Annotated in this window: 10 protein-coding genes; 5 read left to right on the top strand and 5 right to left on the bottom strand. The window is 59.8% G+C overall.

The features are described from left to right. The first annotated feature begins 21 nt into the window (after positions 1-21). Positions 22-462, top strand: a complete 441-nt coding sequence (locus QEH57_RS15520) for a hypothetical protein (RefSeq protein WP_309007674.1) — start codon at positions 22-24, stop codon at positions 460-462. Between the two features lie 73 nt (positions 463-535). Here the strand turns inward: QEH57_RS15520 and QEH57_RS15525 are convergent, their stop codons facing one another. The 3 genes from QEH57_RS15525 to scpB form a co-directional block, all read right to left on the bottom strand. Next, positions 536-1,570, bottom strand: a complete 1,035-nt coding sequence (locus QEH57_RS15525) for a Gfo/Idh/MocA family oxidoreductase (protein WP_309007675.1) — start codon at positions 1,568-1,570, stop codon at positions 536-538. Between the two features lie 71 nt (positions 1,571-1,641). Beyond that, positions 1,642-2,709: a prephenate dehydratase gene (gene pheA, locus QEH57_RS15530; RefSeq protein WP_309007676.1), complete on the bottom strand. Its 1,068-nt coding sequence runs from the start codon at positions 2,707-2,709 to the stop codon at positions 1,642-1,644. 1 nt (position 2,710) lies between these two features. Beyond that, a complete protein-coding gene (scpB, locus tag QEH57_RS15535) occupies positions 2,711-3,709 on the bottom strand; it encodes an SMC-Scp complex subunit ScpB (RefSeq protein WP_309007677.1) in 999 nt (332 codons plus the stop codon). 157 nt (positions 3,710-3,866) lie between these two features. Between scpB and ilvD the strand changes: the two genes are divergently transcribed. From ilvD to QEH57_RS15555, 4 genes are all read left to right on the top strand, one after another. Then, entirely contained in the window at positions 3,867-5,561 is a 1,695-nt protein-coding gene (gene ilvD, locus QEH57_RS15540) for a dihydroxy-acid dehydratase (protein WP_309007678.1), read from the top strand. 130 nt (positions 5,562-5,691) lie between these two features. Next, a complete protein-coding gene (locus QEH57_RS15545) occupies positions 5,692-7,272 on the top strand; it encodes a glucose-6-phosphate isomerase (RefSeq protein ID WP_309007680.1) in 1,581 nt (526 codons plus the stop codon). A 334-nt stretch (positions 7,273-7,606) separates the two neighbouring features. Next, positions 7,607-9,955 (top strand): ATP-binding protein, encoded by a 2,349-nt coding sequence (locus QEH57_RS15550; protein WP_309007681.1) that lies wholly within the window; start codon positions 7,607-7,609, stop codon positions 9,953-9,955. Between the two features lie 47 nt (positions 9,956-10,002). Beyond that, positions 10,003-10,890: a hypothetical protein gene (locus QEH57_RS15555; protein WP_309007682.1), complete on the top strand. Its 888-nt coding sequence runs from the start codon at positions 10,003-10,005 to the stop codon at positions 10,888-10,890. Here the strand turns inward: QEH57_RS15555 and QEH57_RS15560 are convergent. Both QEH57_RS15560 and QEH57_RS15565 read right to left on the bottom strand, forming a co-directional pair. Then, positions 10,887-12,683, bottom strand: a complete 1,797-nt coding sequence (locus QEH57_RS15560; protein WP_309007683.1) for a methyl-accepting chemotaxis protein — start codon at positions 12,681-12,683, stop codon at positions 10,887-10,889. The two genes, QEH57_RS15555 and QEH57_RS15560, sit on opposite strands and share 4 nt — an antisense overlap. Positions 12,684-13,091: 408 nt before the next feature. Next, entirely contained in the window at positions 13,092-13,838 is a 747-nt protein-coding gene (locus QEH57_RS15565; protein WP_309007684.1) for a GvpL/GvpF family gas vesicle protein, read from the bottom strand. Positions 13,839-14,004 lie beyond the last annotated feature (166 nt).

Consider the following 14,004-nt stretch of genomic DNA (forward strand, 5'->3'; position numbering starts at 1 on the left):
AAGAATAAGAATCTCCCACGCATGAAAACCCTTCTCGCAATCGGCATCGCGCTCCTAGCCTCCTGCTTCGCCCAAGCCCAGCAAGAACGCGTCATCGTATACCCCGTCGAAGCCATCGCGGACGGAGCCCGCTTCTCCAAGCAAAAGTTCATGGAAACCTACCCCGGGATCGACGTCACCCAATACGGGCTCTCCGACGAAGGCTGGTACATTCGCTACAAGCACGAGCTGCTCACCTACCTCTACGGCCCGATCGAAGACCTCACCTACGCCCGCCGCCAAAAGAAGCTGCTGGAAGAAATCCGACTTTCCGTCGTCCTGAAGAAGCCATCGCTGAGCAGCAGCACGGTGGACATCATACGCTTCGACTTCAATGCCACTCCCGAAAACATGGGAGTCGCCGAAGACGTGGACAACCCCTACCTCATTCCCGAACTAAGCGGCGAGAAAGAGGAGAACTAGCTCGTCTCCGCTCAACAAGAACGTCCCCGAGCTGCTTTTCAAACGGCGACAGCGACCGCTAGTCGCGACGATCCTAGAGGCTTACCCAAGCGGAGTCTTCCGCCAGCGACTTGATCGCCGCGTCGGTAAAGCGCATGTAAGCCAGCCCGTCCTCGAAATTCGTAAGCTCGATCGGCGCCCCTTCGCGAATGCTCTTCACGAAATCGGCTTCCACGTTCCAGTCCGCGACGTCCTCCGCAGCCGGTTCGACCACCGATTCCTTCCCGCCCAGCAACGTCTTGCTCAAAGTCCCCGCCTTCAAATCCAGGCGCAAGGTCCCCTTGCTGCCCGCGATCACGTAGCCGTCGCTGCCGGAACCCAACTCGAGCCCCGTCATGCGACCCAGCAAACGCAAGCCGCTCTCGTATTCCGCGATCACGTCGATCGTCTCCGGAATCTCTACGTCCACGAGTTCGCCAGCCGCTCCCTTGCGTCGTTGCTTGGTGAATACAGCGCCATTCGCCAGCAAACGGTCCGGCTCCTCGCCAAGCCAGCGCTGCACCACCTCGTAGTAAATTCCCAGCATCAAGGTATTGTTGCCGCTCAAGCTTCGATCCTGCCTCCAGTTCAACGGTGCGTCGCTGTCCACGTTCAAGCCCAAGGCCTTACTGAAGGAAATCTCCCGCAAGTCGCCCAGCTCGCCGGAGGCCAAGATCTTCTTGATCGTAGCATCCCACTTCAGGGTAAACGGAGACGGCACGATCTGCGCCACCAAATCCGGCCGATTCAAGGAAGCCTCCACCATTGCCTCTCCTTCCTGCGTATTCATGGCCATGCGAGCCTCCGTCAGCACATGCTTGCCCGCCTCCAAGGCGGCGATGCTGATCTCCGCGTGCAGGTACGGCCAAGTGCCGATGCAGATGGCGTCGATCTCAGGGTCCGCGACCACTTCCTTCCAGTGCGACGCGATGCGCGGGATATTGAACGCATCCGCCACCGAACGCGAAGACGCTTCGCTCCGGTTGCAAACCACGTCGACGCTTACGCCTTCGATCTCCTTAAATCCTGGGATATGACGCAAGCGCGTGTTCGATCCGGCACCAATAACACCAACCCTGAGCTGTTTCATGCGCTCGAAAATGGTGTATTCCGCAGGGGACTACAACATCGAACTAGCCTGCCCCTGCGAAATCCGGACGCCTACTTCGCGTTCGGGTAGCTTCCCAGCCACTTGACGAAGGGGCAAAACTCCTTGAGCTCCTTGACCGCTTCCGCCACCGGCTCCTCTTCGAAATGACCCAGCACATCGAGGAAGAAACAGTACTCCCAAGCCGTCTTGCCGCTCGGACGCGACTCGATCTTGCTCAGGTTCAAGCCGCGCGACGAGAACACCCGAAGCGCCTTCTCCAAAGCGCCCACCGTGTGGTCCACCGAAATCAGGAAGCTCGACTTGAACTCGACGCCGGACACGTATCCGCTCGACTCCTTGCCGATCACCAGAAACCGAGTCGTATTGTCCAGGCGATCCTGTATTCCTTCCGCAACTACAGGAACGCCATAAAGATCGGACGCCAAGATCGACGCGATCGCCGCCGCCTTCGGGTCCTCCTTAGCGATCTGCACCGCCTTCGTCGTACTGTCGCAAGCTTGCAAGGACGCGTTCGGAAGATGGGCATGCAACCACTTGCGACACTGCCCGATCGCCTGATCCTTCGAATAGACGCGCTCGATGTCCTTGGGCTGCGACTGCGAGATCAAGCTATGCGAAATCGGCGTGAAAATCTGGGCGCAGATCTTCAGCTCCGACTCGAAAAACATGTCCATCGAATGCGAGACCGCGCCTTCCGTAGAATTTTCGATCGGGATCACGCCGTGATCCGCTTCGCCCTTCGCCACCAAATGAAACACATCCGGAATCGCCGGAGCCGCGATGTAGTCGATGCTGGCTCCAAACTTCTTGATCGCCGCTTGATGCGTATAGGTCGCCTCCGGACCGAGATACGCGATCCGCATCGGCTTCTCCAAAGCGATCGCCGCCGACATGATCTCGCGGTAGATGGCGCGGATCGCCTCGTCGCTAAGCGGACCCTGGTTTAGCTTGCCAAGCTTGCGCAACACCTGCTCCTCGCGACTCGCCACATAAATCGGCGAACCTTCCAGGCGCTTGACGTGCCCGATTTCAGCAGCTGTGCGAACCCGCTCGTTGAGCAGCTTGAGAACCTCTTGATCGATCTCGTCGATCTTCTTTCTTAGCGTATCCAGATCCATATTACTCGGCAGGCTTTTCAGCCGCTTCGGACTCTTCTTCCAAATCGGTTGGCGATTCTTCTTCCTCAACGTCGTCTTCTTCAGACGCTTTCAATTCTTCGTCGGCTTCTTCAGCGGACGCACCTTCGACTGCTTCTGCCGCTGCGTCCTCCTCGGGAACGGCCTCCTCCGCTTCCACCTCGTCTACAGCGTCCGCGTCCGACTCTTTCGAAACCGCTTCGGTAGCCTCCGAGGATTCCTCGTCCTCTTCAGACTCCGCTTGAGCGCCGGCCTCGTCCTTCTTGTCTCCCTCCGGCAAGCCCATTTCCTTCTCGGTCATCTCTTGCTGGTTCGAGACCTCGTGCAACCATTCGTCCAACTGCCCCGGCGACAAAACGTCCGAAGCGGGCAGCTCTTCGATCGATCGGATCCCGACGAACTCCAGAAACGCTTCCGTGGTTCCATATTGAATCGGACGGCCCGGCAAATCCGCCCGGCCTACCACTTGCACGAACTCCCGCTCGAGCAGCTTGCTCAAAGGCGAGTCGATCGAAACGCCGCGGATCTTCTCGATCTCCGCCCGCACCACCGGCTGACGGTAGGCGATCACCGCCAAGGTCTCGAGAGCCGACTGGTTGAGCTTGATCGGCCGCGGCTCGTCGCGCAGTAGGCTGATCCATTCGCCCACCGTGGGAGAGGTCACCATCAAAAATCCGCTTGGGCGCTCGATCAGGCGATAAACCTCGTCCTTCTCGATCATCTCCGCCGCGATCCGGTCCATCGATTCGCGAATCTGCGTCGCGGTCACCAAGTCCGGCACTTCCGTGGTCGGCATCCCGTCTCCTGGCAAAAAGGGCTGCTCGGGCTCTTCGTAGTCAGGGTTCTCCTCCTCTTCCTCGCCTTCCGGAGCTTCCCGGGCCGCATGGTACTTCGTGAACACGCCTTGGATGTCCTTGACGCTCAAAGGTCCGGACGCGCCAAAAAGGAGGGCTTTTAAAACTCTGTCTAAGCTGAATGCCATGGGTGAAAGGAAGGAGGAAAAATCGTCGCTGAATTTGGGCCAAAGTATAACTTGATCGCAATCCAGCCCTCTGATGTAAAGGTTCTCTTTTTTCTGCAGAGACCGCTACGGGCTACGCGGAAGAAGGCAAATCAAACTTTCTCAACCAAAACTCCCCTTGAGCGACCAACCAAAAACAAACCGCCCTCACTCATCCGCGCTTGTCGACGGCAACGACCGCGCCCCCGCCCGCTCCATGCTCCGCGCCGTGGGCTTCACGGACGAGGATTTCAAGAAGCCGCAGATCGGCATCGCCTCCACCGGCAGCGACCTCACTCCGTGCAACATGCACATCAACGAGCTCGCCACCCACGCCACCAAAGGCGCCGACGCCGGCGGAGCTAAGCCCGTCAACTTCTCCACCATCACCATCTCCGACGGCATCTCCATGGGAACCAAGGGCATGCGCTACAGCCTCGTTTCCCGCGAAGTCATCGCCGACTCCATCGAAACCGTCGTCGCGGGCGAAAGCATCGACGGCGTCGTCGCCATCGGCGGCTGCGACAAGAACATGCCAGGCTGCATGATCGCCCTCGCCCGCCTCAACCGCCCCTCCATTTTCGTCTACGGCGGATCCATCCTCCCCGGCCTCCACAAGGACAAGCCCATCGACATCGTCTCCATCTTCGAAGCGGTCGGCCGCCACGCCAAGGGCGAGATCGACGGCGAAGAGCTCAAGGAAATCGAGTGCAAGGCCATCCCCGGCGCCGGCTCCTGCGGCGGCATGTACACGGCCAATTCCATGGCCACCGCCATCGAAGCCCTCGGCATGTCCCTCCCCGGCTCCTCCGCCCAGCTCGCGGTCAGCAAGGACAAGCGCGACGACTGCTTCAACGCCGGCAAGCAAGTCGCCAAGCTCCTCGAGCTCGACCTCAAGCCGCGCGACATCATGACCAAGGCCGCCTTCGAAAACGCGATCAAGACCTGCATCGCCCTCGGCGGCTCCACCAACATCATTCTCCACCTGCTGGCCATCGCCCACGCAGCCGACGTCGACCTCAGCATCGACGACTTCGCGCGCCTCGGCGAACAGATCCCGCTCCTCGCCGACGTGAAGCCCTTCGGCAAGTACAACATGTCGCACCTCATCCGCATCGGCGGCATCCAACCGATGATGAAAATCCTGCTCGACCGCGGACTGCTCGACGGATCCTGCATCACCGTCACCGGCAAGACCATCGCCGAAAACCTCAAGGACGTGCAACCGTATCCGAAGGACCAGGACATCATCCGCGACTGGGACAACCCCATCAAGGAAACCTCCCACCTGCGCGTCCTTCGCGGAAACCTCGCCCCCACCGGCGCCGTCGGCAAGATCACCGGCAAGGAAGGCCTCTACTTCAAGGGCACCGCTAAGGTGTACGAAAACGAGGAAGACTCCCTCCAGGGCATCCTCCGCGGCGACGTGGTAGCGGGCGACGTAGTCGTGATCCGCAACGAAGGCCCCGTCGGCGGACCCGGCATGCGCGAAATGCTCTCTCCCACCTCGGCCGTCGCAGGCCGCGGCCTCATCAAGGAAGTCGCCCTCATCACCGACGGCCGCTTCTCCGGAGGCTCCCACGGTTTCGACGTCGGCCACATCACTCCCGAAGCCGCTTGCGGCGGACCGATCGGCATCGTCAAAAGCGGCGACGAGATCGAAATCGACGCCGTCAAGAACACCATCTCGCTCAACATCCCCCAGGAAGAGTACGACGCCCGCATGGCCGCCTACGTTCCCAAGGGACCGGGCGAACGACGCGGCGTTCTCGGCAAGTACGCCGCCCTCGCCTCCTCCGCCTCCGAAGGCGGCGTAACCGACAAGAACCTATAGAGCTAACTCGTTCGGGCCGGCGCCCGGACGCTGCCAGTTTTTTTCAGGTAGAGCCCGGGCGCCGTCCCGGGCTTTTCCTTTTTAAACGCCAGAAATTTCATTCATCTCAAACGAGAAAACCACACATACTATGTCTTGGGACACCTACAAAGCACTGACCTTCGATTTTCCCGAAGTGTCGCTCTCTCTTGATCTCAGCCGCCTGGGCCTCCCAGCTGGCTACATCGACAGCCAACGCGGAGCCTTCTCCAAGGCCTTCGCCGACATGGACGCCCTCGAAAAAGGCGCCATCGCCAACCCCGACGAAAAGCGCATGGTCGGGCACTACTGGCTGCGCGACGCCGACCTCGCCCCCACCGACGAGCTGAAGAACACCATCAACTCCAGCGTCGCCCAGATCAAAGCCTTCGCCGCCAAGGTACACTCCGGCGAGATCAAAGGCGCCAATGGCACCTTCACCGACGTTCTCGTAATCGGCATCGGCGGCTCCGCCCTCGGCCCCCAATTCATCGCCCACGCCCTCGGCGTGCCTAGCGAAGACAAGGCCCAGGTCCATTTCTTCGATAACACCGATCCCGACGGCATGGACCTCGCCCTCAACGCCATCGGCGACCGACTCGGCAACACCCTCTCCCTCGTCATCTCCAAGTCCGGCGGCACCGCGGAAACCCGTAACGGCATGCTGGAGGCCCAAAAGGCCTACGCCGACATGGGGCTCGATTTCGCCAAGCACGCCGTAGCCATCACCGGCGTCGACTCCAAGCTCGACAAGGTCGCCGTATCCGAAGGCTGGCTCGAACGCTTCGAAATGTGGGACTGGGTCGGCGGACGCACCTCCGTGCTCTGCGCCGTTGGCCTCGTAGCCGCTGCCCTCCAAGGCATCGACATCCAAGCCCTCCTCGACGGCGCCGCCGCCATGGACAAGGTTACCCGCGCCAAGGAGATCGAAGAAAACCCAGCCGCCCTGCTCGCCCTCTCCTGGTACTTCGCAACCAACGGAAAAGGCGAGAAGGACATGGTCATCCTCCCCTACAAGGACCGCCTCCTCCTCTTCTCCCGCTACCTGCAGCAGCTCATCATGGAGTCGCTCGGCAAAGAGTTCGACCTCGACGGCAATGTCGTCAACCAAGGCATCGCCGTTTACGGGAACAAAGGCTCCACCGACCAGCACGCTTACGTGCAGCAGCTCCGCGAAGGCGTGCCCAACTTCTTCGCCACCCTCATCGAAGTGCTGAAGGACCGCAACGGCCCCTCCATCGAAGTCGAGCCAGGCGTCACCGCAGGCGACTACCTGCAAGGCTTCCTCCTCGGCACCCGCGAGGCGCTCGCCGAAAAGGACCGCCAGTCCATCACCATCACCGTGGCCGACATCAACGAAACCACCGTCGCCAACCTCATCGCTCTCTACGAGCGGGCCGTCGGCTACTACGCCACCCTCACCAACATCAACGCCTACCACCAGCCAGGCGTGGAAGCGGGCAAGAAGGCCGCCGGCATCGCCATCGAGCTCGGTAAAGCCATCGTCGAAACCCTCGAGGCCAACAAGGGCGAAGCCCTCGACGCCCCCGCCATCGCCGAAAAGCTCGGCAAGCCCGAGTCCACCGAGCTCGTCTACAAGATCGCCCTCCACATGGCCGCTAACGCCAAGGCGGGCATCTCGAAGATCGACGGCGCGTGTTGGCACGAGGCCAAGTTCCTAGTGCTTGCATAGTCCGCGCTTATACGGTACCTTTTCAGCCTGACTTTCAGTATATCCTGAAAGTCAGGCTTTTTTTGGCTGCGGCTAAACCTCTCCCGACTCGCAGGCGCCTTTTTCCTCAAGGGTTCCCAACGAGACAGTCCTAGTGGTTAACCCCAAAACGTTCTTCATTGAAATCCATCTCTCGACCCAAGCCCACCCTTCCTCCATTCAATGCACTTCAGTGCAATAGAATGCTAAATCCATCACCCATTTCATTTCGGACGCCTAGCTCCAATAACAGCGCTCTCAAGGAGCTAGGCTTACCGCGCCCGCTTGGCGGCATTGGCGTAGCCTTTTTGCTGCCATGACCCGCCTCGCCAAATCCCTCAAACGCCGCTTCTGGCAGGCATCGATCTCCAACAAGATCCTGCTCATCGTACTCGCCAGCAGCCTACTCTCTCTCGGACTGATAACCGGATCCAGCGTCCTGCGGGAATTCCAGCTCGTTTCGCAGCGCGAGAGCGACAAGCTCAAATCCATCGCCGGCATCCTAAGCGGAAACTCCGTAGCGGCTCTGCGCTTCGAAGACGAGATCACCGCCCAAGAGCACCTCTCCACCCTCCGCAGCGAGCCAAACATCACCGCCGCTGCCGTCTACACCACCGACGGCCAAGTCTTCGCCCAATACAAGCGAGACCCCGACTCCCAGATCCCTCCCTACGGCGATCAATTCGGCACGCAAGCCACCCTCGCCTCCCTTTCCCATTTCCAAGAGATCGAGCTGAACGGAGTCGTCATCGGATCCATCTACCTGAAGTCGGACACCTCGGAACTCGTCGGCCAACTGGGGACCAGCCTTCTCATCAACAGCATCATCCTGTTCGCATCCCTCGGAGTCTCCCTCCTCCTCGCCAAACGGCTCCTCCCTCTCATCACCCGCCCTATCGAAGACCTCGCCAACCTCGCCCATCGCGTCTCCGAAGAACGCAACTACCAGCTTCGGGCCAAAAAGCAGGGCTACGACGAGATAGGCATGCTGGTGGACAGCATCAACTTCATGCTCTCCACCGTCCGCCAGCGCGACCAAGCCATCAACGAGACCAACCGCAACCTCGAGCAGCTCGTGGCCGACCGAACCGCCAAGCTCGTAACCGCCCGCGAAAAAGCGGAGAACGCCCTGGAAGCGAAGAGCGACTTCCTAGCAACCATGAGCCACGAGCTCCGCACCCCCATGAACGCCATCATCGGCATGAGCTCCGTCCTGCAAACCGAGGACCTCGACCCCAACCGAGCGCGACAGATCGAGATCATCCAAAAAAGCGCCGTCAACCTGCTCGACCTCATCAACGACATCCTGGACTTCTCCAAGATCGAAGCCAACCGCCTCGAATTGGAAAGCGCCCCCTTCGACCTCGTCTCCTGCATCGAGGAAGCCATGGACATCTCCGCAGCGGCCAAGAAGAACAACCGCCTCGTCTACAGCACCAACTTCGACCCCGCCCTTCCTTCCCACATTTCAGGCGACGTCACCCGCCTGCGCCAAATTCTGGTCAACCTCCTCAGCAACGCTTTCAAGTTCACCGAACGCGGCTCCGTCACCCTGCGAGCCGAACACATCCCCGCCGACAGAAGCCGTGGCGAACGCATCCGTATCAGCGTCAAGGATACCGGCATCGGTATTCCCAAGCACCAGCACCAAAGCATTTTCGAGTCCTTCACCCAAGCCAACCGCAGCACCTCGCGCCAGTTCGGCGGCACCGGACTTGGCCTCACCATTAGCTACCGGCTGGCCCTCGCCATGGGCGGGGACATCACGGTCGAGAGCGAACCGAGAAAAGGCGCCACCTTCCACCTCACCCTCCCGATCCGCCGTATCGAGAGCCTCAACGCCCCCGTTTCCAAACCGCTCGACGTCGCGAGCCCCGTCACCGTACGGCTCAAGGATCTCCCCTTCGCCCTGGAGGAATCCCTCGCCGAAACCCTCGGCGCCTGGAACTGCCGCGTGCTCAGCGAAGCGGAAGCCAAGAGCATCCCAGCAGACCTGACCCTTGCGTCCGCTCTCTCCGAAGACGAATTTCGAGCCGTCGAGAAAGCCACTCGCCTCGACAGCTACGAACGCGTCGTACTCGTAGCCCACGCCGACCATTCCATCCTCATTCGCAAGACGACCGCAGCGGCAGTACTGACTTTGCCAATACGCCATCGAGACCTGCGAAACATAGTCCTCAAGCACGCGGACAGCAGCGAGCCCCCTCACTACGATCCGACAAGCCCCGTCGCCTCCTATCCCACCGAAAAGTGGCGGAAGCTCAAAATCCTCCTCGCCGAGGACAATGAACTTAGCCGCAACGTCTTCATCCATCACATGGAGCTCATCGGCCTCGATATCGAGACCGCCTCCAACGGAAAGATCGCCTGCGAGCTCGTGAAAAACAACGACTTCGACATCGTCTTCATGGACGTGCGCATGCCGCTCAAGGACGGGCTTACCGCCGCTCGCGAAATCCGCGACACCTTGCCCAGCCAACGCCAACAACCCTGGATCGTCGGCTTCACCGCGAACACCGAGCCGGAAGCGCTGCTGGAAATCGAAAAGGCCGGCATGGACGACTACCTCGCCAAGCCAGCCCTCATCAGCGATATAGCCGACTCCATCGGACGCTTTACCTTCCAAAGGTCGAGTTCGGGGCCGACTGCCCTCTACGACGCTTAGTCGCTTGCCCAGCGCCGCATTAGGAGCATTGTTGCCGGAAATTCCCAATGCGACTTTCCCACAAGATACAGTACCTGGCCCTCGTCTGCCTCGCTCGCTTCATCTGCATCCTTCCCCGGTCTTGGGCCCTCAGCCTGGGAGCCAGTGTCGGTTGGTTCGGCTGGACCATCGGCATGCGCCGCGAGCTCGTACTCTCGAACATCGCCAACGCCCGCCCCACCGCAAGCCAGGCCGAACTAAAGCGAATCGGCAAGCAAGCGGCCAAGAACTTCGGACGCACCATCGCCGAATTCATCCGCTACGGCATCAAGGACCGCGATAGGCTGCCCCAACTCGTCTCCATCAAAAACCTCGAACTCCTGAGCGACGCGCTCAACCGCGGAAACGGAGCCATCCTGCTCACCGGACACTTCGGAGCTTGGGCCATCTACTTCGCCGCCATCGCCATGCGCGACGTGCCCCTCTCCCTGCTCGTCGGCAAGCAACACAACGCCAAGGTCGACGAATTCATCCACAAGATACCAGGCGACCGCGTGGAGTTCATCACCAAAGGACGCACCGCCATCAAATCCATCCTCGAAAAGCTGCAGGCTGGACGGGCCGTCGTCATGGTTGCAGACCAACACGCCGGAGCCGGCGGCATCGTCGTCCCCTTTCTCGGCAAAAACGCCTCCACCCTCCCGCTCCCCGGATCGTTTTCCGTCAAGTACAAGGTTCCTGTATTCATGATGTCAGGACACCGCGAAGCGGATGGTTCCCACACCGTAAACATCTCCGAGCTCCCCGTCCCCGCATGCGACTCGACCAACGAACAGAAGATCGCGGTGGTCAAAACCTACAACGAAGAGCTAGGAAAAGTCGTCGCGGAACGCCCCGAGCAATACTTCTGGTACCACCGACGCTGGCGCGAAGAAAGCGAAACGCCGAGCTCCTAGTTGCGCGATACCGCGTGAACGCTCCAGTCCGCGCCTGCGCGAGTCGTCCGCCCGCCCGCGGCAAGCTGCGGCCGATCGAAGGGACCGCTTAGCGCGACGCTTTCGTCCTTCGCTTTCCCTCCGCTCAGCAAAGCGTTCAACTCGTCCACCGCGTTTCGCAATCGCAAGGACTGCCTGTCGAGCGAATCCGCCGCCTCGGCCGTTTGCTGGGCGCTGTGAGCCGTGCTACGCCCCACGTCATCCATCTGCCGCATCGACTCCGTGGTCTGGGCGATGCCTGCAGACTGCTGCGAAGTCGCTTCCGCAATAACCTCCACGTAGCTGTCCGCCTCCCTGATCCTCGACACGATCTCCTCCAACCGTTCCCGAGCCCGCACCGATATCCGAGCCCCGCGCTCCGAGTTCTCGATCGCTTGCTCGATCTTGGTCCCCGTTTCCTGAGCCGCTTTCGACACGCGCTGGGCCAAGCTCCTGACCTCGTCGGCGACGACTGCAAAGCCCGCCCCCGCATTTCCCGCTCGGGCCGCCTCGACCGCCGCATTCAGGGCGAGCAAGTTGGTCTGGAAGGCGATGTTCTCGATCGTTCCAATTATGTCAGCGGTCTCCGCGCTGCTCTGCTGGATGCGCCCCATGGCGCTTTCCAATTCAGAAATCTCGGCCACTCCATCCTCGGCCGTTTCGCGAGCTAAGCGAGTGGCCGACACGGTCTTGTCCGCATTGCCGATGTTCTCGGTCGAACGATTGGAAATGTCCTGCAAAAAGCTAAACGTTTCCTCCAAGCTGGCGGCCTGCTGTTCGGCCCCTGCCGCAAAGACGCCGCTGGCCGACTGCACTTGCACCGAAGAAGCGCTCAACGCCGCCGTCACTTCTGACATCTTTCCCGAGGCGGAGAGCAAACGTCGATTGATCGATCTCGGTATCCAAACTCCCATCACAATAGACAAAACCACCGCAACCCCGCAGATCCAAAGGATGGTGGAGCGGCCCGACCAAGCCCGAGCAACGATTCCTTCCAATTGCGCTTCCAAGTCAAAGACCATCTCCTGAGATCGATCGATCGAGCCTTCTTGTATCAGCGAAATGGATGCATGCAGATTCTGCGACGCTGCATCGACAGAATTCGCCTTGATCGACAACTGCTCGAGAAGCTGCGATAGCCCTTCCTCGTCCACAAATCCAAGAAAGATCCCTCCGAACTTCTCAAACGCGTCTTCCGCGATCGCTTCTCCCGCAGTGCTGCCGGCCAAGCTTTCCTCCAAAACCGAAAAGCCATCTTGCGCTTCCACGATCGCTGCCATCACTCGCTCCTCGAATCGGCCAAAGGCCCCGTCGTCATGCGACAGGGCTACCGTACGCTGCGCCTCGGAGACGATTTTCGCCCCCGCGTAGGCCAAGCGCGTGAGAGCACCGCTCGCGAGGGCCCGCTTCGAAACGTCCAAGCTGGAATCCGGCATAGCCGCCAAGCGGCCACGGAAGCTGCCATAAAGCTGGGAGCAAGTCGCATCGATCTCGTCCAACTCCCTCGGAAGCGCCTCCATCAACTCCAAATAGTTCCTTCTCGCAAGGTGCAACTGGCCGACCTGGACTCGAATATTCTCCGGCAAACCATTCTCTGGCCCCGCTTCCTCCCCTAAGACTCTTGCCAACTCCGCTTCGGAATCGAAGCGCTCCAAGGCGGAAAACGATTTCATCGTCTGGATCCTACGGGAAATCGAAACGATCTGGTTCGCCTTCCCCACCAAAGCCGCATCCTTGCGAAGATTCGCGACCACCCGGTCCTTTCCTAGCTCCATCTCGCCAGATAGTCGGCCAATGGTCACCACCGCAAAAGCGGAGAGGACCAAAACTAAAAGGACACACCCTAGGAAACCTAGGAAAATTCTGAACTTTAAACTCATCGTATGGGTTTGCTTATCGGTTGCTGTTCTTCCGAACGGACCTAGCCCTACGAGCCTAGCAATCCGCTGGAGCCCCACACCTCGACTCCCACGGCCACCCTCTTGAGAGCTATCTATGTTACATTTTAGCGACCCTAGGTTTCACCTAAGAAATACCCTATACCGAAAAGCGCAGTTTCTCGACATCGCTCCGCGCTCGCCCTGAAGCGCTAGCGGCAGGCGTCCTTCATTACCCTCGAGGAATGAACGAGGGTCCGAATCCCACAACCCAAACTGGATCGCCCCGCAGCGGGACGCAGTCCCTTACTTGTAGGATATCATGGTTTGGCTGCAGAAATTCTGCGGCGCCCAAGGTCCATTGTACGAAAAGCTGAAATGCGGAGCGAAGTGATCCCCGGCATCGTAGATCGACTTTTCGAATACCCGTAGGCGTTCCCGATTAACCAAGCAGTTAAACGTGACCACGTCTTCCTCCGAGCAAGGCAAGCGGCTCTCGCGGATTTCCGCGCACCAAGGACCGATCATCTCCTGTAGCTGGCTCTTGTAGATTTCCTTCTCCTTGGCCAAGGTCCGAGTGAATTTTTCCCCCTTCTTGGCCCGGTCGCCGAGGAAGTAAAGCAAGCGCCCGTTCAGCACCTTGCCCTTCTCGTCGCGAAGGTATGGATACTTCTCGATCAAGTGATCAAGCAGGTCGGGCACGTCGAAACGCATCGTCACTTCCATCTCCACCTTGCGGTAGATGCGAGTCAGCTCCTTCTCGAGGATCGCTTCGTTGTTGGAAAGCACCCGCTCCACCTGAGCCAAGCTCGAGAGCGTCAGGCCGTACTGCAGCGGGATGATCGAAGCCTGCGACATCAACAAGCGCTGCACGTGCTGGTGGGCAAAAATATCGTCCCCGCAAAGCGTCAAGGTCTTCTGACCGTAGGCGCTCACCACCGCCGAAACCTTCCCCACGGTCACCATGAAGAGGTTGCGCCCCTCCACGCCCGTCAGGTCCTCAAGATCATGAGGAGCGTCAGCCAATGTGTATGCGTATAGGAAGATGCTCATTTCGTTCGGTCTCTCTTGCGAGCGGTAGATTCCAACTCGTAAAAAAGATGTGAACGCCTTCCAGCAGGCGAGTCAATCTGCCCCTTTTCGCTTTACGCGAGATCAGGGTTTCCTTGATGGGGCCCTTCCTCGACCCCTAGGATCCATACGCCAGTTCACCCGGCGC

The organism is Pelagicoccus sp. SDUM812005, assembly GCF_031127875.1.
In the GTDB taxonomy this organism is placed as follows: Bacteria; Verrucomicrobiota; Verrucomicrobiia; order Opitutales; family Opitutaceae; genus Pelagicoccus.